This is a genomic window from Rhizobium sp. BK376 (genome assembly GCF_004341625.1).
Taxonomy (GTDB): domain Bacteria; phylum Pseudomonadota; class Alphaproteobacteria; order Rhizobiales; family Rhizobiaceae; genus Rhizobium.
Genome location: NZ_SLZG01000013.1, coordinates 144,423 through 166,549, shown reverse-complemented (window position 1 = coordinate 166,549; position 22,127 = coordinate 144,423). Strand labels below are relative to the sequence as shown.

The 22,127-nt window shown below is 60.8% G+C and carries 21 protein-coding genes and 1 pseudogene; 8 read left to right on the top strand and 14 right to left on the bottom strand.

The window, feature by feature from the left end; all coding sequences use genetic code 11:
• Nucleotides 1-16: 16 nt before the first annotated feature.
• From EV561_RS25165 to EV561_RS25150, 4 genes are read right to left on the bottom strand one after another with little or no spacing between them, the layout of a single operon-like run.
• A complete protein-coding gene (locus tag EV561_RS25165; protein ID WP_132525618.1) occupies nucleotides 17-1,087 on the bottom strand; it encodes an ABC transporter ATP-binding protein in 1,071 nt (356 codons plus the stop codon).
• Nucleotides 1,087-1,872 carry an ABC transporter permease gene (locus tag EV561_RS25160; RefSeq protein ID WP_132525616.1) on the bottom strand — a complete coding sequence of 262 codons (786 nt, stop codon included), beginning with the start codon at nucleotides 1,870-1,872 and terminating at the stop codon, nucleotides 1,087-1,089. The genes EV561_RS25165 and EV561_RS25160 overlap by 1 nt, the downstream gene beginning before the upstream one ends.
• Nucleotides 1,869-2,774: an ABC transporter permease gene (locus EV561_RS25155; protein ID WP_132525614.1), complete on the bottom strand. Its 906-nt coding sequence runs from the start codon at nucleotides 2,772-2,774 to the stop codon at nucleotides 1,869-1,871. Before EV561_RS25155 ends, EV561_RS25160 begins: the two co-directional genes overlap by 4 nt.
• 28 nt (nucleotides 2,775-2,802) lie before the next feature.
• Nucleotides 2,803-3,879 carry an ABC transporter substrate-binding protein gene (locus EV561_RS25150; RefSeq protein ID WP_165927908.1) on the bottom strand — a complete coding sequence of 359 codons (1,077 nt, stop codon included), beginning with the start codon at nucleotides 3,877-3,879 and terminating at the stop codon, nucleotides 2,803-2,805.
• A 146-nt stretch (nucleotides 3,880-4,025) separates the two neighbouring features.
• Here EV561_RS25150 and EV561_RS25145 point away from each other — a divergent pair, with 146 nt between their 5' ends.
• Together EV561_RS25145 and EV561_RS25140 are read left to right on the top strand one after the other, a co-directional pair.
• On the top strand, nucleotides 4,026-4,973 hold the full coding sequence (locus tag EV561_RS25145) for a LysR family transcriptional regulator (protein WP_132525603.1): 948 nt from the start codon (nucleotides 4,026-4,028) through the stop codon (nucleotides 4,971-4,973).
• Nucleotides 4,974-5,081: 108 nt separating this feature from the next.
• Nucleotides 5,082-6,815, top strand: coding sequence for an MFS transporter (locus EV561_RS25140; RefSeq protein ID WP_207910588.1), 1,734 nt, complete (start codon nucleotides 5,082-5,084; stop codon nucleotides 6,813-6,815).
• Nucleotides 6,816-6,824: 9 nt separating this feature from the next.
• On the opposite strand, the gene lpdA is transcribed toward EV561_RS25140, so the two are convergent.
• The 7 genes from lpdA to EV561_RS25105 form a co-directional block, all read right to left on the bottom strand.
• A complete protein-coding gene (lpdA, locus tag EV561_RS25135; protein WP_132525601.1) occupies nucleotides 6,825-8,216 on the bottom strand; it encodes a dihydrolipoyl dehydrogenase in 1,392 nt (463 codons plus the stop codon).
• 5 nt (nucleotides 8,217-8,221) lie between these two features.
• Nucleotides 8,222-9,511 (bottom strand): dihydrolipoamide acetyltransferase family protein, encoded by a 1,290-nt coding sequence (locus EV561_RS25130; protein WP_132525599.1) that lies wholly within the window; start codon nucleotides 9,509-9,511, stop codon nucleotides 8,222-8,224.
• Between the two features lies 1 nt (nucleotide 9,512).
• Complete coding sequence (locus tag EV561_RS25125; RefSeq protein ID WP_132525597.1) at nucleotides 9,513-10,526, bottom strand: alpha-ketoacid dehydrogenase subunit beta; 1,014 nt, start codon at nucleotides 10,524-10,526, stop codon at nucleotides 9,513-9,515.
• 1 nt (nucleotide 10,527) lies between these two features.
• Nucleotides 10,528-11,760 carry a 3-methyl-2-oxobutanoate dehydrogenase (2-methylpropanoyl-transferring) subunit alpha gene (locus EV561_RS25120; RefSeq protein ID WP_132525595.1) on the bottom strand — a complete coding sequence of 411 codons (1,233 nt, stop codon included), beginning with the start codon at nucleotides 11,758-11,760 and terminating at the stop codon, nucleotides 10,528-10,530.
• A 58-nt stretch (nucleotides 11,761-11,818) separates the two neighbouring features.
• Nucleotides 11,819-12,946, bottom strand: coding sequence for an acyl-CoA dehydrogenase family protein (locus EV561_RS25115; protein WP_132525593.1), 1,128 nt, complete (start codon nucleotides 12,944-12,946; stop codon nucleotides 11,819-11,821).
• 116 nt (nucleotides 12,947-13,062) lie between these two features.
• Nucleotides 13,063-13,830, bottom strand: coding sequence for an SDR family NAD(P)-dependent oxidoreductase (locus EV561_RS25110; protein ID WP_132525591.1), 768 nt, complete (start codon nucleotides 13,828-13,830; stop codon nucleotides 13,063-13,065).
• Nucleotides 13,831-13,843: 13 nt separating this feature from the next.
• Complete coding sequence (locus EV561_RS25105; RefSeq protein WP_132525589.1) at nucleotides 13,844-14,905, bottom strand: Glu/Leu/Phe/Val dehydrogenase dimerization domain-containing protein; 1,062 nt, start codon at nucleotides 14,903-14,905, stop codon at nucleotides 13,844-13,846.
• Nucleotides 14,906-15,081: 176 nt separating this feature from the next.
• Between EV561_RS25105 and EV561_RS25100 the strand changes: the two genes are divergently transcribed.
• Both EV561_RS25100 and EV561_RS25095 read left to right on the top strand, forming a co-directional pair.
• Nucleotides 15,082-15,546, top strand: coding sequence for an Lrp/AsnC family transcriptional regulator (locus tag EV561_RS25100; RefSeq protein WP_132525587.1), 465 nt, complete (start codon nucleotides 15,082-15,084; stop codon nucleotides 15,544-15,546).
• Between the two features lie 156 nt (nucleotides 15,547-15,702).
• Nucleotides 15,703-16,626, top strand: coding sequence for a helix-turn-helix domain-containing GNAT family N-acetyltransferase (locus EV561_RS25095; protein ID WP_132525585.1), 924 nt, complete (start codon nucleotides 15,703-15,705; stop codon nucleotides 16,624-16,626).
• 69 nt (nucleotides 16,627-16,695) lie between these two features.
• Here EV561_RS25095 and EV561_RS25090 read toward each other — a convergent pair whose 3' ends face one another.
• Nucleotides 16,696-17,490 carry a c-type cytochrome gene (locus EV561_RS25090; protein WP_132525583.1) on the bottom strand — a complete coding sequence of 265 codons (795 nt, stop codon included), beginning with the start codon at nucleotides 17,488-17,490 and terminating at the stop codon, nucleotides 16,696-16,698.
• Nucleotides 17,487-18,101: pseudogene (locus EV561_RS25085) on the bottom strand (cbb3-type cytochrome c oxidase subunit I); the annotation flags it as partial. The gene EV561_RS25090 and the pseudogene EV561_RS25085, both read right to left, overlap by 4 nt.
• A 4-nt stretch (nucleotides 18,102-18,105) precedes the next feature.
• Between EV561_RS25085 and EV561_RS37945 the strand changes: the two are divergent.
• Genes EV561_RS37945 through EV561_RS38425 form a run of 3 tightly spaced genes read left to right on the top strand, consistent with a single transcriptional unit; the run spans nucleotide 18,106 to nucleotide 19,420 of the window.
• Nucleotides 18,106-18,696: a hypothetical protein gene (locus EV561_RS37945; protein WP_245512905.1), complete on the top strand. Its 591-nt coding sequence runs from the start codon at nucleotides 18,106-18,108 to the stop codon at nucleotides 18,694-18,696.
• Nucleotides 18,675-19,055: a tyrosine-protein phosphatase gene (locus tag EV561_RS38430; protein WP_281026129.1), complete on the top strand. Its 381-nt coding sequence runs from the start codon at nucleotides 18,675-18,677 to the stop codon at nucleotides 19,053-19,055. The genes EV561_RS37945 and EV561_RS38430 overlap by 22 nt, the downstream gene beginning before the upstream one ends.
• Complete coding sequence (locus EV561_RS38425; protein ID WP_281026130.1) at nucleotides 19,019-19,420, top strand: tyrosine-protein phosphatase; 402 nt, start codon at nucleotides 19,019-19,021, stop codon at nucleotides 19,418-19,420. Before EV561_RS38430 ends, EV561_RS38425 begins: the two co-directional genes overlap by 37 nt.
• 429 nt (nucleotides 19,421-19,849) lie before the next feature.
• Here EV561_RS38425 and EV561_RS25060 read toward each other — a convergent pair whose 3' ends face one another.
• Nucleotides 19,850-20,659: a MerR family transcriptional regulator gene (locus EV561_RS25060; protein WP_132525579.1), complete on the bottom strand. Its 810-nt coding sequence runs from the start codon at nucleotides 20,657-20,659 to the stop codon at nucleotides 19,850-19,852.
• A 160-nt stretch (nucleotides 20,660-20,819) separates the two neighbouring features.
• On the opposite strand from EV561_RS25060, the gene EV561_RS25055 reads away from it, so the two are divergent.
• Complete coding sequence (locus tag EV561_RS25055) at nucleotides 20,820-22,097, top strand: 4-aminobutyrate--2-oxoglutarate transaminase (RefSeq protein ID WP_132525577.1); 1,278 nt, start codon at nucleotides 20,820-20,822, stop codon at nucleotides 22,095-22,097.
• The last annotated feature ends 30 nt before the right edge of the window (nucleotides 22,098-22,127 follow it).

Below are 22,127 nucleotides of genomic sequence, written 5' to 3'. Positions count from 1 at the left end.
TCACACTGGATCGGCTTCAAACGGCAAAGAGCAGCGCGTCTGACGGGTTGAAGAAGATGGTGGTGCTATCGCCGATGCTGAGCCGGGAAGCGGTCGAATTGTTGGGCATCCAGACGCGCAGCGGCTTGCCGGCGAGGATGAGCTCGTATTCGATCACGCTGCCGAGATAGGTTCGCCTCGAGACCCGGCATTCCAGGCCGGCATCGCGATGTCCGCCACTGAGAGGTGCGACCGACAGGGCTTCGTAACGGATCATCACCGAAACGGATGTTCCCGAGGGCAATTCGGACGGTCCGCACAGAACGGTTCCCCCACCCGCCAAAGCCACCAGCGTCCCATCCGGCGACGTGTTGACGACCCTGCCCTCAAGCTCATTCATCTTCCCGATGAAACGACCGACCGTTCTGTCGGAGGGTTGTTCGTACAGGTGTGCCGGATCGCTATATTGAAGCAGGCGGCCTTCCGAAAAGACTGCGACCCGATCAGCCAGTGCCAATGCTTCGGACTGGTCGTGCGTGACGAATATCGTCGTCGTCCCGACTTCCTGCTGCACGCGCTTGATTTCGTCGCGCATTTCATCTCGAAGCTGGGCGTCGAGATTGCTGAGCGGCTCATCCATCAGCAGCAGACTTGGCTGGAAGGCCAGTGCACGAGCCAGCGCAACGCGCTGCTGCTGGCCACCGCTCAACTGTCTGGGAAAGCGATCGGCCAGATGCGCGAGCTTGACCAGCTGGAGGGTGCGGGCGACGGCTTCGTCTTGCTCGGCGCGAGATTTGCCGCGCATCAGCAGGCCGAAAGCGACATTCTGCGCGACCGTCTTGTGCGGGAAGAGCGCATAATGCTGGAACACCATCCCGATGTCCCGCTTGTTCGGAGGGCGATTGCTGATGTCGACGCCATCAAGAAGAAGGCTTCCACGATCCGCCGTCTCGAAGCCCGCAATCATCCGCAAGGTCGTTGTCTTGCCGCAACCGCTGGGGCCAAGCAGACAGACGAACTCGCCGTTCCCGACCGTAAGGTCCAGATCGGCAACGGCCTGAAAGGCGCCGAAGCGTTTCGATATCCCCGAGAGAACCAATTCCGGCATCAGTCGAGCAACCTTATTCCAAGCCATCTTTCCAGAATGACCGTGGTCACGGCCGCGATAGCGATTATTGCAGTGGAGACCGCTGCGATCATCGGGTCGATGCGAGACTCGATGTAGGCGAACATGACGGTCGGAAGCGTCGCGGTCTCGGGACTGGTGAGAAACATCGAGATCGGAAGGTTCACGAACGAAAGGATAAATGAGAAGGTGAACGCCGCCACGATGCTGGGACGCAACAAAGGAAGCGTCACCTCCCGCCATGTCGCGAGCCAACCCGCGCCGAGATTCCGGCTGGCCTCCTCAAGGCCAAAATCAAAACGTGCGAGCCCTGTGAGTATGAGCCGAAGCGCAAATGGCATGACGTAGACCGTGTGGACAGCGATCAGCGCCAAGAGGTTTGTCCCAATCCCGGTCCATTCTGCGAACTGCAGGACAGCCAGGCTCAGCACGATCTGCGGCACAAGCATCGGCGTCAGCAGCGCGGCTGAGACGACGCTCTTCCGTTTGCTCTCAAACCGGCTCAGCCAATATCCCGCGAGAAACGACGTCGCCACTGCAAGCGCGGCGGATATCGCGGCGACGAGTGCGCTGGTTTTCGCAGCGGCAAGAAAATCGGGCTGGTCCGCAATGGCGGAATACCAGGAGAGGGTAAAATGCTCGAACGGCGATGGAAAGCTTGTCGCGCTGTTGAAAGACGTGCCAACGACCACAAGCAAGGGTGCCATCAAAAATGCATACATGGCAGCGAGATAGATCGCGGCGAGCGTCTTGTTGGCAAATCTCATGTGCGACCGATCCTTCGAAGAAGCATGGCCACGACCACGATGGTCACGATCATCGTCAGCAACAATAGGATGGCTGCAGCCGCCGCGAGTTGGCTGTTGTAGGTCGCCAGAATGAACTGGGAGATCAAGGTCGTCAGTGTGAGTTTCGAAGCGCCGCCGATGTAGTATGGCGAGACATAGGAACTGGCACTGACAGAAAACGAGATCACCGAAGCCGAGACGATGCCCGGAGCGCTGAGGGGAAGGGTCACATGTATGAATCGCTGCAGCCCATTTGCGCCGAGATTGCGCGCGGCCTCGTTGAGCGCCACCGGAATCTGCTTTAGCGCGGTATAGAGTGTCAGGATGACAAACGGCAGCACGAAATGAAGCATGCTGGTTATGACTGCGGTGTCGGTTCCCATCATATGGGGCTTGGCGATCAACCCCCACCTCACGAGAGGCCCGAACAGAGGGCCACCATCCGCAAGGATCGCCATCCAGCCCAGAATGACGACGAGCGGCCCGGCAAGGATCGGGAATGTCAACGCCATCATCGCGAAATTCGCCATTCGACCAGTCAACGTGGTGAGGATCATCGCGGCCACATAGCCAAGCGGAAGAGCCAGAACGGTGGTGATCAACGCCCATGCGATCGAGCGAAAGACGACGTCCAGATAAAACCGATGCGAAAGAAGATACGTGTAATTGCCAAGCGACAGCCCCTGAAACTGCACGATCGGATTTGGCGCAAGGCTATCCGCGACAATGACTGTCAACGGGAGCACCAGGAAGATGATCAGTACGGCAAGGCTCGGTACGAGAAGCAGCAACGGCGCTTTCGGCATTGCCCAGACCCAATGCATGCGACGCGGCCGTTGCGCGGCGCGTCCGGTGCCTGTCAATGCTTCAATCATGCTCATTGCTGCAGCCAACGTGACCCAAGACGGCTCAACGCGCTCCCCATGACGGCACGACCTCAAGGTTCAGACGCTCGGTCCACGCAGGACGATTGTCGGCAAACACCACCGGATCAAAGAAACGCAGTTGCTGCACGCGCGGGCCGTAGGCGCAACGGGCTGCGATTTTTTCCGAAAGATTGGCCTTCGCGTTCGTCGGCCCCTGGTATGTTTGCTCCGCAACCCCTTCCTGAACCTTGGGATCGATCAGAAGATTGAGGAAAGCCTCGGCGAGATCCTGCTTCTTGGTGCCCTTGACGACGCTTGCATATTCCAGCGACGCGATCGCTTTTTCTTTCGGATACACGTAATCGATCGCGTATTTCTGGTCTTTCATGGCCTCGAGATAATAGTCGAATTCGGTCGCCACGAGCACGTCGCCCGTCTTGTTGAGCGGAGCCCAGTCCGTCCAAAAAACCGAGAGTTTCGCCGGCTTCAATGTTGCGAGCTTGGCGAAGCCGGGATCGACGTTTGTGGCTGATCCGCCGGCGAGTTCCGCGGCCATGATGACGAAGGCCGGCATCAGGCTGTTGACCGGCGACGCGAAATCGATCCTGCCTGCGAATTCGGGCTTCCAGAGATCCTCCCAGCTCGTCGGCGCCGTCTTCACGAGCTCCGGATTGTAGGCCAGCGCGCAGGCGATCAGTGAATAGGGGACGCCACCCACGTGTACGTCGTCGTCCGACTTTAAGGTGTTTGCCCACGGCTGAAGATCCGCGAAATTCGGCAGGTTCTTTTTCGTAGCAGGCGTCAGGACCCCGGCACGCGTTCCCGTCACGACTGCCTCGTCGGTGGAGAAGAACACGTCCGCCGGCGGGTTCGCGCGCTGTGCCAGCAGCTTGTTGTAGCGGGCGCCCTGCCCGCCAATGTCGAACGCAAGCGTGGCACCGGTGAGCTTCTCAAAACCCGGCTGGACATATTTGCGGATGCTGTCCTCTGTAATGCCGCCCCAGGTCGACACGGTAAGCACGGCGCTGTCTGCAGCCCTGAGCACGGTCGGCGCTCCCAACACGGATGCCGCCGCCACGGTTCCGAAGGTCTTGAGAGCATTGCGTCGCGTAAGCTGCATGGACGATCTCCTGTCAGTCGAAATTCGCATCTTCGATTTTCGTGAAACTAAGCCCTGCGGGATGGATGTAAATCGAGAAAATAGATACTGATATGTTCTAATTATCAGAACATTCCGAGCTTCTTTTGCAAAGACCCCGTTGACATATGAAGACGAGCAAGATCGCACCATCATCCATCGCCAACTCGTTGAGCGCCGCGCCAATTCGATATTTCTTCGAAGTGTCCCAAGCGGGATCGTTTCGCCAGGCGGCGGAAAAACTTGGGATCGCATCCTCCGCAGTGCACCGTCAGGTCGGCCTGCTGGAGGCCCAGTTGGGCACCGCGCTCCTCCAGCGCGGGCGAGGACGTGAAGGCGTGCGCCTGACGGCGGCAGGTGAGTTGCTGGTCTACCGGATATCTCGCGCAATGCGCGAGGTTTCCATCGGCATTGCTGAAATCGACGATCTTCGCAAGGTCCGGCGAGGCAAGGTGCGCGTTGGATCGCCGGACATGCTGGCGATCGATGCCATTGCTCCCTTTCTGCGGCAGTTTCTGGAAGACAATCCGAGGATTGAAGTGGACGTGCGGATCGCCGACAAGGCTGAACTTCTCGCCAATCACGAACGGTTGCAGTTCGATCTGCTTTTGTCCTTCAACACACCGCAGCTGATCGGTCTGAAGGTCCTGGCGGAATTCGAGATGCAGAGTTACGCCGTCGTGCCTGCAGGCCATCCGATCAGCGCCAAGGACTTCACATCGCTCGCGGAATGCGCACAGTTTCCGTTGGCGCTCATCAATGATCCGGCTGTCAAAGAAGGAATACTGACGCGCATGGAAGCGACTGCCGGCTTCAAACCGAGGGTCGTCGTCACGACAAATTCCTACGCGTTTATGCGAGAGGTTGTCGCTTCAGGATCCGCGATCTCGATTCAGGCCGCCTTCGAGGGTGAACTGAGGTACCGAAACCCCGAACTCGCCTACGTGCCCATCCGAGAGTCGCTCGGGCGCTTCAGCACATTGGGATGTCTTGTCCCGGTATCCCGCAGACTTTCTGCAGCGGCTGACCTGTTCATAGGCTCCATCACCGCATCCCTTGCTTCACGATTGGCATAGCGGCGCCCTTATCGGTCCATTGCAGGCTTGCCTTTGCCGGCAGTCTCTCCGTATAGAGATATTTACGAATATATCCTCATATATCTTCATTCGATAGGGTTTCGCACCGTGGCCTTGCTCGCTTCACAATCGAAATCTCCCGCTGATGACAGTTACAAATGGGTTGCGCTCAGCAACACGACCCTTGGCATGCTCGCCGCCGCCATCAACAGCTCCATTCTGCTGATCAGCCTGCCGGCCGTTTTCCGCGGCATCGGCCTCAAGGCGCTGGATCCGGGCAACATCAACTATCTGCTTTGGGCGATCATCGGCTACATGATCTCGGTCGCCGTGCTCGTCGTCGCGTTCGGCCGGCTCGGCGACCAGTTCGGTCGCGTGAAGATGTATAACCTCGGCTTTGCCGTGTTCACGGCGGCCTCGATCGCGCTCAGCCTGCTGCCGGGGCAAGGCGATTTCGCAGCCATGTACCTGATCGGCGTGCGCATCCTTCAAGGTGTCGGCGGCGCACTCATCATGGCCAATTCGACGGCTATCCTGACGGATGTATTTCCGGCGCATCAGCGTGGCCTGGCGCTCGGTATCAACGTGGTTGCGGCCATTGGCGGTCAATTCGTCGGCCTGTTGATCGGCGGCCTGCTTGCCGACAGCAACTGGCGGCTGGTCTTCTGGATCAACGTTCCCTTCGGACTTGTCGGCACCGTCTGGGCCTATTGGAAGCTGCGCGAAATACCCAATCGCGTCTCGCACAGGATCGACTGGACCGGTAACATCACGTTCGGTCTCGGTCTGATCCTCATTCTGACGGCCATCACATACGGCATCCAGCCCTACGGCGATCAGGTCATGGCGTGGCTTAGCCCGAAGGTCCTCTCCCTCTTTGGCCTTGGTCTTGTGTCGCTGCTGATCTTCATCGTAGCGGAACGACGTATCGAAAAGCCGATGCTGGATTTCCGTCTCTTTCAGATTCCCGCCTTCGCTTATGGCAATATTGCCAATCTGACATCGGCGATCGCGCGTGGTGGACTGCAATTCATGCTGATCATCTGGCTGCAGGGCATCTGGCTGCCGCTGCACGGCTATTCCTTCGAAGAGACGCCCCTATGGTCGGCAATTTTCATGTTGCCGCTGACCGCCGGCTTCCTGCTTGGCGGTCCCATAGCCGGCTATTTCTCGGATCGCATCGGCGGCCTGCCGTTTGCGATCGGCGGCATGCTGCTTGGCGCGGCAAGCTTCGTCGCGCTGATGGTCCTGCCTTCCGATTTTTCCTATCTTCTGTTTGCCGCGCTGTTGTTTGCCAACGGTCTCGGATCAGGCCTGTTTGTCGCGCCGAATGCGACACAGATCATGAATTCCGTGCCGAAACGCGAACGCGGTCAGGCCTCCGGCATGCGGGCGACAACGACCAATGCCGGCCAGGTCCTGTCGATCGGTCTCTTTTTCAGCCTGATGCTCGCCGGATTGGCACAGGAACTGCCGCAATCGATGGAAGCGGGCCTGCTTGCGCGGCATGTGCCGGCAGACATCGCCCGCCAGGTGGCGGCGACGCCGCCAGTCGCCAGCCTGTTTGCCGCCTTCCTCGGCTATAACCCGATGGGCGAACTCATCCCTGCCTCTGTTTTGCAGTCGCTGCCCGCCGACAGCGTCGCCGTGCTGACGGGAAAATCCCTCTTCCCGGCCCTGATGTCGGCGCCGTTCAAGCAGGGCCTGTTCTACGCCTTCTCCTTTTCGGCGCTTCTCTACATCATAGCGGCGCTTTGCTCCTGGCGTGGCGGATCCGAGACGGCGGATGAAACAGCAGAGCTGACGCTCGACCGGGAGGAGAAGGCATCGGCGGCAGAGTAGCCATTGCGCTCAGGAATGAAGCGCGTGTCCAAGCGCCTTCATCGCCGCCTCCTGGAAGGCTTCGCTCCGTGTCGGATGGGCGTGAATGGTGCCGGCAATGTCCTCCAGCCGCGCACCCATCTCGATGGCCTCGGCGAATGATGCGGACAGTTCTGAGACGCCCGTCCCGACCGCCTGAATGCCGAGGATCAGGTGATTGTCGGCGCGGCAGACCACCCTGACGAAGCCGTCCTCCGCCTGCATGGTCATGGCGCGGCCGTTGGCGTGGAAAGGGAATTGTCCCTGATTGATCTCCAGGCCCTGGGCCCGGGCCTCCTGTGGAGACAAGCCAGCTGACACAATTTCCGGATCGGTAAAGCAGATGGCTGGTATGCAGCGGACCTCCCAGCGCCGGCGGAGACCTGCAGTGATCTCGGCGACCATGGCGCCCTGCGCCATCGCCCGATGCGCGAGCATGGGTTCGCCGGTGACGTCTCCGACCGCGTAGATGCCCCGCATCGAGGTCCGGCATTGCTCGTCAATTCGAATGGCGCGGCCGTTCATCTCAAGATCGAGTTCCTCAAGTCCCCAGCCTTCGAGACGCGCCCGCCGACCGACGGTCACAAGGACCTTGTCGACGTCAATGATCTCTTCCGCGCCCTCCCGTTCGATGACAAGGGCGTTGCGATCCTTCGCCATGCTCTTTGCCTTCGCATCGACGACAATCCGAACGCCGATCTTTTCCAATCGTTCGGCAAGAGGCTTGGTGAGTTCCGCGTCATATTGTGGCAGAATTTTTTGGGTCGCCTCGACGATCGTCACACGGCTCCCGAGCTTGGCAAAGGCAGTGCCAAGTTCAAGGCCGATATAGCCGCCGCCCACGACAGCCAGGTGCCTCGGCACCTCCGAAAGCGACAGGGCCTCGGTGGAGGAGATGACGTTGCCGCCGAACGGCAGCCCGGGAAGCTCGAGCGGCACGGAGCCGGTGGCGATCACCACTGTTGCCGCGTGGATGATCTGCAAGCCGGTTTCCGTTTCGACCTCGACGGTCTTGCCGTCCCGGAAGCGTGCATGGCCGTTGACGATCTTCACTTTCGCTTTTCTCAGGAGGCCCTGAACGCCACTGTTCAGGCGGCCAATGATCCCATTCTTCCAGGCGATGGTGGCGGCAAGATCAATCTGAGGTTTCTCAACCCGGATGCCGAGGGGCGTCCCGTTGGAATAGGCAGAGATCTTGTCGAACTCTTCGGCGACGTGGATCAGCGCTTTCGACGGGATGCAGCCGACATTGAGGCAGGTGCCGCCGGCCTTCGCCTCCTCGACGATGACCGTGTCGACGCCGAGCTGGCCCGCACGGATGGCGCAGACATAGCCCCCCGGCCCGGCGCCGACGACAAGCAGCTTGCAATGGATTTCATTCATCAAGGTCAGCCTTCCAGGAAGATCATGGCGGGGGTCTCCAGCAGCGCCTTGACGCGTTGGATAAAGATCGCTGCGTCCCAGCCGTCGACGACGCGGTGATCAAAGCTCGACGAGAGGTTCATGCATTTGCGGGGCACGAACTGGCTGCCATCCCAGACCGGTTTCACAAGCAGCTTGTTCACGCCGATGATGGCGACCTCGGGATGATTGATGATCGGCGTCGACACCAGGCCACCGAGAGCGCCGAGTGAACTGATCGTGATGGTGGAGCCTGTCAGCATGTCCCTGGTCGCAGAGCCGTCACGCGCCGCCTGTGCCACGCTGGCGAGCTCGTCGGCGCAATCGCGCAATCCGCGCGCCTCGACATGCCGCACGACCGGCACCGTCAAACCGGCCGCGGTTTGCGTCGCTATTCCGATATGGACGGCTTCGTGCCGTATGACCACGCCGCGTTCATCGTCGAAGAGCGCATTGACGACGGGATGGTCCTCGACCGCGCGTGCGATCGCCTTCATGAGAAACGGCAGGACGGTCAGTTTTGCAGCGGCAGTCTTGTTCTCCCGGTTGAGCGTTGAGCGCAGTTCCTCAAGCGCCGTCATGTCGACTTCCTCGACATAGGTGATGTGCGGGATGCGGCTTGCCGACACTGCCATCTTCTCCGAAATGCGTCGGCGCAAGCCCGTGATCTTGACCTCCGTCACGCCGGATTTTCTCGCCGGCTGCATCTGCCCGGAGGCCGGCGCGTGATCGGCCTGCAAATGGCGATCGAGATCCTCATGGGAAATTCGCCCCGCCGGCCCTGTGCCCCTGATCTGACGAAGGTCGACGCCCGCCTCCAGTGCGCGACGCCGCACCGCCGGCGACGCCAATGGACGTGTGGCGCTCCCAGCAGAAGGCCGGCGTTCGACCGGCTCAGCCTCGCGGACCTGCGGGCGCGCCGCCATTTCGGGTGCCCGACCGATATCGGCGTCTGCTGATACGACCGGGCCGTTCGCCAACGGTTCAGCGCGCGTATCGCTGTCTTTCGTTTCGGCAGTAGATCCCGCCGCCGCGGTGCCGGCGACTTCGATCTTGAGCAACGGCGCCTTGACGGCAATCTTGTCGCCGATATCGCCCGCGAGCCAAGTGACGCTTCCGGTGACAGGCGACGGTATCTCGACGGTCGCCTTATCGGTCATGACGGCGGCGACGATCGCATCCTCGCGCACGATGTCGCCGAGCTTGACGGACCATTCCACCAGTTCGGCTTCGGCGACGCCCTCTCCTACATCCGGCATCTTCACGACAAATTCCATCTCAGGCCTCCAGCACTTCGTGAAGGGCGCGGCCGACCCTGTCCGGGCCAGGGAAATAATCCCATTCCTGCGCATGCGGATATGGCGTGTCCCACCCGGCGACGCGGACGATCGGCGCTTCCAGGCTGTAAAAGCAATGTTCCTGCACGAGGGCGGCGATTTCCGCGCCGAAACCCGAGGTCAGCGTCGCCTCGTGCACGATGACGCACCGGCCGGTTTTGGCAACTGACGTCACGATGGTTTCCAGATCGAGCGGCAGCAGGCTTCTGAGGTCGATCACCTCGGCATCGATGCCGGCATCTTCGGCCGCCGCCAGCGTCACATGCACCATGGTGCCGTAGGCAATCACGGTCACTGCCGAGCCCGTCCGCCGAACCTCCGCCTTTCCGATCGGGATCTTGTAATGCCCTTCCGGCACTTCGCCGAGATCATGCTTCGACCAGGGCGTGACCGGCCGATCGTGATGGCCGTCGAAGGGGCCGTTATAGAGCCGCTTCGGCTCGAGGAACATGACGGGATCCGGATCCTCGATCGCCGCAATCAACAGGCCCTTTGCGTCAAAGGGGTTGGAGGGCACGATCACCTTCAGCCCACAGACATGGGTGAAAAGCGCCTCCGGGCTCTGGCTGTGCGTCTGCCCGCCGAAGATGCCGCCGCCGGTTGGCATACGCACCACGATCGGACAGGTGAAATCACCATTGGAGCGATAGCGTATACGCGCCGCCTCCTGCGTGATCTGGTCATAGGCCGGGTACATGTAGTCGGCGAACTGAATTTCCACGCAGGGCTTCAACCCGTAGGCGGCCATGCCGATTGCCGTACCGAGGATGCCGGATTCGCTGATCGGCGTATCGAAGCAGCGCATCTTGCCATACTTCGCCTGCAAACCCTGCGTGCAGCGAAAGACGCCGCCGAAATAACCGACATCCTCGCCGAAGACCACCACACCGTCATCACGCTCCATCGAGACGTCCATGGCGCTGCGCACGGCCTCGATCATCGTCATCCGGGCCATATCAATACCCCGCCTTCTGGCGTTGACGACGAATGTGCGGCGGCATTTCCGCATAAACGCCTTCGAAGATGTCGCGCACCGACGGCTTGCCGCCATCATGCAGCGTGCCATGCGCCTCGGCCTGCCGTTGCGCCTCGATCACCTCGTCCATGATCTCGGCCTCGGCCTGCGTGTGGCGCTCCTCCGACCAGGCGCCCCTGACAATCAGATGCTTCTTCAGCCGCAGCACGGGATCACCGAGCGGCCAGGCCTCCGATTCCGTCTTTGGCCTGTAGGCACTCGGATCGTCTGACGTGGAATGAGCGCCGACCCGGTAGGTGACATATTCAATCAGCGTCGGCCCGAGATTGCGGCGGGCCCGTTCCGCCGCCCAGCGGGCGACCGCATGGACGGCGAGATAATCGTTGCCGTCGACGCGCAAGGCCGGAATGCCAAAACCAAGGCCACGGGCGGCAAAGGTCCCGGAACCGCCGCGGGCGATCCCCTGGAAGGTCGAGATTGCCCACTGGTTGTTGACAATGTTGAGGATGACCGGCGCCCTGTAGGTCGAGGCGAAGACAAGCGCTGAATGGAAATCCGACTCCGCCGTCGAGCCGTCGCCGATCCAGGCGGCCGCAATCCGGCTGTCGCTCTTGATTGCCGAGGCCATGGCCCAGCCGACGGCCTGGACATATTGCGTGGCGAGGTTGCCGGAAATCGTGAAGAAGCCATGCTCCTTGGAGGAATACATGATCGGCAATTGCCGGCCATGGAGAGGATCGCTCTCGTTCGAATAGATCTGGTTCATCATCTCGACCATCGGATAATCGTCGGCGATCAGAAGGCCGGCCTGCCGATAGGTCGGGAAATTCATGTCGCCCTTGGCAAGCGCCTTGCGGAAGGCGCAGCTGACCGCCTCTTCGCCGAGATGCTGCATGTAGAATGAGGTCTTTCCCTGCCGCTGCGCCATCAGCATGCGGGCATCGAAAGCGCGCAGCTTCATCATATTGCGAAGCCCCGTCAGCAATTCCTCGTCGGTCAGCGAGCCTGCCCAGGGGCCGACGGCTTCGCCGTCGCGGTTCAGCACGCGAATGATCGAATAGGCGAGCTCGCGAATGTCTTCAGACGCGACATCGACCTCCGGCCGCGGCACGGAACCTGCCTTTGCGATCCTGACGTTGGAAAAATCGGGCTGGCCGCCGGGGCGGACGGCGGGTTCGGGGACATGCAGGCTCAGGCGAACTGGTTCCACCATCTGGTCTTCTTCCTCCCTTGGTCGGCGCAGCTCCTCTCCTCCAGGAACAGGCCTCGTTTTACAGGTTGCGGGCAATCACCATGCGCTGCACGTCACTTGTGCCCTCATAGATCTGGCAGATGCGCACATCGCGATAGATGCGCTCTACGGGATAATCGGCCATGTAGCCGTAACCCCCATGGATCTGGATCGCGTCGGAACAGACCCTCTCGGCTATTTCAGAGGCAAAGAGCTTTGCCATCGACGCCTCGGAAAGGCAGGGCAGCCCCGCTTCCCGGAGCGATGCCGCATGCAGCACCAACTGCCGCGCGGCTTCTATGCGGGTTGCCATATCGGAGAGCCGGAAGGCGACGGCCTGATGCTCGATGATCGGCTTGCCGAATGCACGTCGATCCCGGGCATAGTCCCGCGCCGCCTCGAAAGCGGATCTCGCCATGCCGACGGCCTGCGCTGCGATCCCGATGCGGCCGCCTTCGAGATTGGCAAGTGCGATGCGATATCCCTCTCCCTCCTCGCCAAGCCTCAGGTCCGCGGAAATGCGCATGCCATCAAAGGCGATCTGGCAGGTATCGGACGAATGCAGTCCGAGCTTTTCCTCGACGCGGATCACCTCGTAGCCGGGCGTATCCGTCGGCACGATGAAGGCGGTGATCCCCTTCTTGCCGGCATCGGGATCCGTGACGGCAAAGACGACAATGACATGACCGTTCTTGCCCGAGGTGATGAACTGCTTGGCGCCGTCGAGCACGTAGTGATCGCCATCGCGCCGCGCCCGCGTCTTCAAGTTCGAGGCATCCGAACCGGCCTGCGGCTCCGTCAGGGCAAAGCCGCCGATCCACTCGCCGCTGGCAAGCTTGGGCAGGAATCGTTGCCGCTGTTCCTCGTCCCCAAATTTCAGGATCGGCACGCAGCCGACAGAACTGTGGACGCTCATGATGGTGGAGCAAGGTCCATCGCCGGCGGCGATTTCCTCGAGTGCTGCGGCATAGGCGACAACGCCGGTATCCGATCCGCCATAGGCCTCGGGCACGAGCATACCGAGAAGCCCCAGTTCTCCCATTTCCTTCAATTCTTCACGCGGAAAGAGATGCTCCCGATCGCGCTGGGCTGCCCCCGGTGCCAGCCTCTCCCGGGCAAAGTCGCGGGCGACATCGCGGATCTGCTGCTGGAGTTCGGAAAGGATCATCTGCTCCTCTTTTCTCTATTGGCGCTCGATCGCGCCGGTAGTGGCTTCGCCGCCAATCGGCGCGAGGGCCATGCCAACGATGACGGCGGGATCGATTGCGGACATCGGATATTTCTTCAACGCGGGCTCATGCGAAGAGCACCGTCGAGACGGATCACCTCGCCGTTGATCATATTGTTCTCGATCACGTGCTCGACCAGTGCGGCAAATTCCTCCGGTCGTCCGAGGCGCTGCGGAAACGGCACGCTCTGGCCAAGCTTGGCCTGCAGCTCCGGCGGCATCCCGGCAATCAGCGGCGTCTCGAACAGGCCCGGCGCGATCGCCACGACCCGGATGCCGACCGCCGCGAATTCCCGCGCGATCGGCAGGGTCATGGCCGCGACACCGCCCTTCGATGCCGCATAGGCGGCCTGGCCAATCTGTCCTTCAAAGGCGGCGATCGAGGCGGTGTTGACGATCGCGCCGCGACATCCGTCTTCGTCCGGCTCGGCTTTCGCGATCACCTCGGCCGCCAATCGCAACATATTGAAGGTGCCGACCAGATTGATGGAAATCGTGCGGGTAAAGCTCTCCAGCCCGTGCGGGCCGCTGCGGCCGAGGACCTTTTCGCCCGGAGCGATCCCGGCGCAGTTGATGAGTGCTTCCAACCCGCCAAAAGTTTCCGTCGCCAGCGCGACCGCCTTGGCGCAATCCTCCTCGCGCGTCACGTCACAGCGCTGGAAGCGAGCCTGCGGACCGATCGCATCGGCAATCGCAGCGCCGCGGTCCGCGTCGAGGTCGACAAGCACAAGTCTTGCGCCGGAGGCAGCCAGCCGACGCGCCGTGGCCGCACCCAATCCGGATCCTCCGCCGGTAACGATCACACGCTTGCCTTCAATCTGCATGACCCCTCCCCCGTCAGTCCGCTGCGATCTGGGCGTTTGGCGCCGCGGAAAGCAAAATCTCCCGTGCCATCAGGTCGGCTGCGACATTGGCGGGAATGCACATTTCCTCCGCGCGATCGAGGACGTGGAGCAGGCGCTCGCCGATCTCCTCGACCTTACGCCCGACCACGGCCGGCGTCTCGTTCAAATATTCGCCAGCAACGTTGATGACACCGCCGGCATTGACGATGTAATCAGGGGCGTAAAGGATGCCGCGCTCCATCAGGAGCCTCCCATCCCTGTCCGTGGCAAGCTGGTTGTTGGCCGCGCCGACCACGGCCCGCGCCCGGATCTGCGGGATGGTGTTCTCGTTCAAAACCGCGCCCAGGGCGCAAGGCGCAAAGATGTCGACGTCCGCCGCATGGATCGAAACTGCGGGCATGGCCTTGGCGCGAAAATTCCGCTCGGCATGCGTCAATGCTGCCGGATCGATGTCAGCGACCATGAGTTCGACGCCCTCGTCGAACAGCAATTGACAAAGGCTCATGCCGACATGCCCAAGCCCCTGAACGGCGACCGACAGCGTGCCAAGCGGCTTGCCGATCCTGGCTGCGACCGCTGTGATCGACGAAAACACGCCCGTGGCGGTCCAGGGCGACGGATCGCCTCCGGCCAATCCCTGTGCCGACGGCACCCCGAAGACGTAAGGCGTTTTCCGGCGCACACGCTGCATGTCGGTAACCGCGGTGCCGACATCCTCGGCGGCCAGGTAACGGCCGCCCAGTGCGTCCACTGCCTCGGCAAAGGCATCGAAATATCCGGCCCTGTCGGCTTCCTGTTCGGGTCGCAAGAGCACCGACTTTCCGCCGCCAAGCGGCAATCCCGCCATCGCGTTCTTGTAACTCATCCCGCGCGACAGCCTGCGCGCATCGAGCAACGCGTCGTCGAACCGCTCGTAGCGCCACATGCGGCAACCGCCAAGTGCTGGACCGAGCGTCAACGAATCGATGACGATCGCTCCGATCCGCCCGAAGCGTCCGTGTTCAACGTAGGTGATCCTCTGGTCGCGCCAATCGGATGGGACCTGGGCGTTCATCACTATTGCCTCCTCCGCAATCGGCCGCCCGCCAGCGGCCGTATTTGTCCGTCTGTTTCCTCCCGAAACGACGTGTTAGAGTAACAACTGGAGAGGGGCCGAAATGGAGTGAATTGCACCGACAATACGGTCTTTTCGCCGACAAAATGTTCTAAATCGGGGGGAAATCGCTACGAATGTTGCACACGACCGACCTCGACGTATTTGATCAGAAAATCATCAGCGAATTGACCGCCAATGGCAGGCTGAGCTGGAGGGATCTGGCCGAGAAAATAGGCCTGTCACTGTCCCCGACGATCCGGCGGGTCAGACGGCTGGAGCAGAGCGGCATCATCCGGGGATATTACGCAGCGGTCGACCAAAGCCGGCTGCAGGGCGCGATCGGGGTCTTCATCCATGTCGCGCTGGAGCACCAGGTCCGGGAAGCGCTGGCACTGTTTGAGCGCAGCGTCGAAGGAATTGCCGAAATCGTCGGCGGCTACCAGATTACCGGCTCATCCGACTATCTGATCCATGCAATGGTCCGTGACCTTCCCCACTATCAGAAGCTCCTCGACAGCCTGACCTCGGTCGAAGGGGTATCCAAGATCCAGTCGAATTTCGTCGTCAAAACCTTCGTGCATAGGCCGCTGCCGGCATGAAACGTGCGTTGCGATGAAGGCGATGTTTCATCCGGCTGCGCAGACCATGATGGAGACGCCGAAGCAGGAACAACCTGCGTTTTCGGATCGCGGAAAATATCTTGTTGATTCAGTCAACGATCTGTATGGTTGACTGAATCAACGGATGATCGAGTCATGGATCAGAACAGAGACAATGAGATAGCGGCCCTTCGTGCCTTCAACCGCGCCTACACAGCCAGGACCGGCTTGCTGAATACCCATCTCGATCAAAGCCCGTTCAGCTTGAGCGAAGCCCGCGTTCTTTATGAAATCGCGCATCGAACCGATCCTACGGCTGCAGAAATCGGGCGTGCTCTCGGCCTTGATCGTGCGCAGATCAGCAGAACGCTCAAACGCTTCGCGGAGCGTGGCCTTGTGGAGACGCGGGACCATCCGTCCGATGCGCGAAACCTGATCATCTCGCTGACCTCCGACGGGCAAGAAGCTTTCGCCGCACTTGAGGGCAACACGCGGGCAGCCGTTGGTGCGTTGCTCGACGGTTTCCCCCCAATCCGTCGCGCCCGCCTCCTTGAAGCAGCGCGTACGATCAGCAAAATCGTGGAGGCCGACGACGAGCCGGCACTGATTTTGCGAGACCCGGAACCGGGCGACCTTGGCTATATCCTCTACCGGCAGTCGGCACTTTATGCGCAGGAGTACGGCTGGAACGGCGAGTACGAAGTCCTGGTCACGAAGATCCTGGCACAGTTCCACCAGACGTTCGATCCCACGATGGAAGCGGCATGGGTGGCGGAGCTGGATGGACAGATCGTCGGCTCAATCTTCCTCGTAAAGGGAGACACGACGGGCGTCGCCAAACTGCGACTTCTCTACGTCGAACCGGACGCGCGTGGTTCGGGCGTGGCAAGCAAGCTTGTCGAGGCGTGCATCCAGCGGGCGCGGGACGCGGGATACACGCGCCTCGATCTCTGGACGAACTCGGTTCTGACGGCAGCCCGCAGGATCTATGAGCGTGCGGGGTTTAAGCTTGTCGACGAAGCCCCGCATCATTCGTTCGGGAAGGACCTGGTTGGACAGACGTTTTCCCTCAATCTTTGACGTCCTGTTTATGGGGAGACCCGTCGGGAAGACAGCGAAGTGGCTGTCGGCGATCTTAGCCTCTTCGGCTCACAAACCTTCAGGCTTTTGCGAAGCATAATACTTCGCCGCTTCTGCGATTTCGTCCTTTGACATGCGGCGGGCAATGTTGCGCATCTGCTGGCTCGTATCGTTGGTCCGAGCACCTTCCGAGAACGCATTGAGCTGCGATATGATATAGGCCTCGGGTTGTCCGCCCAGCCATGGGCTTCCGGGCTTGTTCTCGATGGAACCATGGCACGATCCGCAGGGCGCAATGCCGCGCATCGGCGCTCCGAAGCCGACAATGGCCGGGATGGTCGACGCTGTTGCCCGGTCTAGCGGTACCGTTGGGAGATAGGCGTAGTAGGCGGCGAGATCGTTGATGTCCTGGTCGGAGAGATTTGCCGAAAACGGGCTCATGATCGCGTTGGAACGCGCCCCGCTCTTGAAGTCATGAAGCTGCTTGTAGATGACTGCGGCATATTGGCCGGCAAGGTTCGGCGAATCCGCGCGGCTTACGCCGGTCGGGCCATGGCAAATCGCGCATTGAAGGGCAAGCGTCGCGCCACGGCCGATCGCATCCGCCTGAGATTTTCCCATCCGGCTCAGGGCGACCTGCGAGATCTTGAAGGTCGGCTCGACAGGATCGGCGCTGGAGGAACGTCTGGGAAGACCGGCTGCGCTGCAGATGGAATCCCATAGCGACGCGAAGCGATCAGGCCCCTCGATGTTCGGGAACACGACAAAACCGAAAAGGCCCGCCGCCAGGAAGATAACTGCCGTTATCCCGACGCTAACCGAGGTCCAGCCGCGCGCGGTCACTTCGCCCTTCCCGTCGCTCATCGTCTGTCTCCGACATAGAATGCGGGCACGGATGTGTCGCTTCGGACCGCAAGCTGCATGATCGGGAATCCATAATTGGTCAGCGTCAAGCCGATCATCAACGCGATCCAGAGGGCATGACCATTCAAAGCCGCGGGCACGCGGGTGATGGCATGTACCGCCTGGCTGAACGAGTAGGGCTTGAGCTCAAGGCGGCCTTCGAAATGGGAGCGCAGGAGAATGAACAGGAACAGCAATCCGGAGACCAGGAGTATGACGCCGCCGATCACGGACATCACGACCGGCACCGCCTCGTCGGCAAGCCCCGGATTGGTGTAGTCATAAAATGCCATCCGTCTCGGCATTCCCAGAATTCCGACGTAATGCCAGGGAAAGGTCGTGACGATCATGCCGATGAACCAGAGCCAAAGCTGAAGCCGGATGAACGACATGCTGGCTATCGCCCGTCCGGTCAAATGCGGCCAGAGGTCGTAGACGATGACGAAATACATGATGACGATGGCGCCGCCGAAGATCAGATGGAAATGGCCGGTGATCCATTGCGTATTGTGGATGGAGGCATCGAGCTGGTAGCTCATGTTGATAAGCCCGCCGGCACCGCCGAAGCCCAATGCCATGCGATCGTTCCCCGCCGAGATCCTGGATGCGGCCCGCATGGACGGCGCCGGAAGCTGGCGGGTTCTCTGGCAGATCGTCGTGCCGAACATGGGAGCCCCCCTCGCCTCGGCTCGGCCTCGGCCGCATCGGCTTTCTGACCGATCCCAATTACGCCCTGGCGACCTTGACATGGATCACCGGCTGGAAGCTGATCGGCTTCTCGACCCTGCTGTTTTCCGCAGCCAATGGCGGCATCAATCCTTCCTACATCCAGGCGGCACGCATCGATGGCGCAGCAACTGGCAGATCATACGCGATATCCCCCTGCCGTTGCTGTCGCCGACCATCCTGCTCCTGTCGATGATGACCATCCTCTTCGGCGCGCAATGGAGCTTTGCCTTCATCAACGTTCCCCAGAGATTGCCTTCCTGCGTCATGAACATCTGCAGCCCTATCTGCACGACGGAATTTTCGGGCGTGCGCGACAATGGCGGCTGCCGCGATCATCAGCCTGCCGATCCTGGCAATCTATCTGTTCCTGCAGCGCCACATCATCGAATCCTTCGTGAAGTCGGGAATCCGTTGACATGCAGACCCACCATCGCCTGATCGCCCTTGGGGGCACCTATAATCTCCGCGATCTCGGCGGTTACACGACCGTCGATGGCGGCATGACGCGCTGGCGATCCATATTGCCTAGCGGTGCGCTTCATGGCTTGAGCAAGGCCGATATCGATATCCTGATGGGCCACGGTTTGACGACGGTCATCGATTTGCGCAATGCTGCGGAAATTGCCGCCGAGGCCAATCCCTTTAGCGCGTGGCCAGGCGTGCACTATGTCAACATCTCTCTGTTTTCGGCGCTGGCGCCGGTCGAGATGATGGCAGACGCCTCGACGGATTTCGACATGGGGAGCGTTACTGCCGTGCGATCGACGGTTGCCAGGAGGCAATCGCCGGAGTCCTAGGCGCAATTGCCGAAGCGCCGAAAGGGCTCCTACTCTTCCATTGTACCGCCGGAAAGGACAGGACCGGCTTGATTGCGGCATTTCTGCTTGCAATCGCAGGCGTAGATGAAGCGGCGATCGTCGAAGACTATGCACTCACGGAACGACTCTCCGGCCTGCTTCTCGCCCGGCTCAGGGAACGGGCGCTCGCCCGCGGGACCAACCCGAGACTGATCGACATCGTTCTCCGATCAGAACCGCACAATATGCAAAAGGCGTTCGATCATCTTCGTGAAAAGCACGGCGGCCTCTCGCCTTATCTTGCGACGCTGGGCCTGAGCCAACAGGCAAGAGAGCAGTTGGCAACCCGCCTGAAAGAAACCTGACAGGTTTGCGATCGGGTGAGAAAATATCTATTCAAGTAGAAAGATACCGTGATGGCCTTGCGCATTATAGACCAAGAGACGGAGCGGCGGGCGCGTGCACTCTCCGCGCAGTCATCGGTGCCGCAGGCTGGAAGAAGGGCAGACAAAGCTTCATACGATCTAAGCCGCAGCTATTTCTGCCGGATCTCGGTCTTGCCGCAGCCGCGTCGCGTTACTAGACGCACACCATAAGAGCTGTTGCCCATAGCATATTTCAGGCATCCAGCGGCTCGATTTCTTCAATCCCGGCTTCTCGGTGTCACACGGCGCGCGCTTAAGACCGAAGACCGAAGACCAAACGCCTCGACAGATGATCTCCTCCTATTCAGGACGCGCAGCGAAGATCAGCGAAACGTGACATGCCTCTGATCCGGGGCGCCAGCGGCGAAATCAAAACGTTGGCGGGGTGTTGATCCATAAAAGCACGGTCTCGCCGTCGTGGCGATTGCGCCAGGAATGATAGCGCCGGCTCTCGAAATAAAGCGAATCCCCCGGCCCCAGTTCGAAAAACTGGTCGCCGTCCAGCACGATCTCCAGCCTGCCGGACAGCACGTGCATGAATTCCTCGCCCTCATGGCGGTAGTCGCCCTCGCTGGCGGCCCCCGGCGCAAGCACGAAGCGGTGACAGTCCATTGCCCGCCGGCCTTCTGCCAGGAGCTGCACCGTCACACCCGGCGTCGTTTCCGGCCATGTGTTCCATTCGCCGGAGCGAACCATGGCTGGGACATTATCCTCGTCCTGCCCCGACAGACGGGAGACGGTCGTGCCGTAATAGTGGGCGAGCTCATGCAGCGTCTTGAAACCAACCCCCTTCGAGGTCCGCTCGAGCGTCGACAGGCTTGAGGCGGCAACGCCAACGTCACCGGCAACCTGGTCCAGCGTCTTGCCGGCTGCGTGCCGAAGGCTGCGCAGCTTCCGGCCGATCCCGGTTTCGGCGCTGTCCTCGGACATTTGCAGATCGGCTTCCTCGGCCTCCAACGCCTCACGAATAGCCGCCGGATTGAGGCCGCGCTCGGCGCGAAGCCAGGCAATGCGCTGCAGCCGCGCCACGTCCTCGGCGGAATATTGGCGGTGGCCCGTCTGTGATCGACCCGGGATGACAAGACCCTGGATTTCCCACAGCCTGAGTGTCGAGGCTGATACGCCCGAAAGCCGTGCCGCTTCGGCAACCTTGTAACGCCTGGGCGCGTCGTCCGTCATTGCCTGATCATTCCTCGATTCATCGCTGCGACCATCCATCAAAAGACATGTTGTTTGAAGCGGAAATTCAAACTTGATTTCCTGCAGGAAAAATATAGGAATTTTATATCTTGCAGAATTTCTGCAAGATATCTTCGGTCGCGTGCATGGGAGAACAGCGATGAACATGATGAGCCTTTCAGATCGGAAAGACGCCGCCATTGCCCGCGGCGTCGGCATGGTGACCCAGATCTTTGCCGCGCGGGCCGAGAATGCGGAAATCTGGGACAAGGAAGGTCGCCGCTATATCGACTTTGCGGCCGGCATCGCGGTCCTCAATACAGGTCATCGCCACCCGCGGGTCATTGCCGCCGTCAAGGATCAACTCGACCGCTTCACCCATACCTGCCACCAGGTCGTGCCTTACGAGACCTATGTCCATCTCGCCGAACGCCTGAACCGGATCGTCCCCGGCAATTTCGAAAGGAAAACGATTTTCGTGACGACCGGCGCCGAAGCCGTCGAAAATGCCGTCAAGATCGCCCGCGCTGCCACCGGTCGCTCGGCCGTTATCGCCTTCAGCGGCGGCTTTCATGGCCGGACCTTCATGGGCATGGCGCTGACCGGCAAGGTCGCGCCCTACAAGCTCGGCTTCGGCGCCATGCCGGGCGACGTCTTTCATGTCCCCTTCCCTGTCGAACTGCACGGCGTGACGCCTGAGCAGTCGCTGGCAGCACTGAACAAGCTCTTTGCCGCCGATGTCGATCCACAGCGTGTCGCAGCGATCATTCTGGAGCCCGTCCAGGGAGAAGGCGGATTCTATCCGGCCCCGACCGGCTTCGTAAGAGCGCTGCGTGCGCTCTGCGACCAGCATGGCATACTATTGATCGCAGATGAGGTGCAGACAGGCTTTGCCCGCACCGGCAAGATGTTTGCCATGGACCATCACGACGTCGCCGCTGACCTGACGACCATGGCCAAAAGCCTTGCCGGCGGTTTCCCGCTTGCGGCCGTCACCGGTCGCGCCGATATCATGGACGCGCCAGGACCGGGCGGCCTCGGCGGCACTTATGGCGGCAATCCGATTGGCATTGCAGCCGCCCACGCCGTTTTGGATGTCATCCTGGAAGAAAGTCTGTGTGAACGCGCCAACAGGCTCGGTGCGCTTTTGAAACAGCGTCTCGCCTCCTTGCGCAACCGGGTGCCCGAGATTGCCGACATCCGCGGTCCCGGCTTCATGAACGCGGTCGAATTTAACAGCGATAGCGGCCGGCCGAGGGCGGACTTCGCCAACAGGGTTCGCCGGATCGCGCTCGAAAAGGGCCTGATCCTTCTGACCTGCGGTGTCCATGGCAACGTCATTCGCTTCCTGTCACCGATCACCATCCAGGATACGATCTTCAACGAGGCGCTCGATATCCTTGAAGCCGCACTCGTCGAGGCGAGCCGCGTGAACTAGGCCCCAGCCCTGCCCTTCCATTCCATTTCA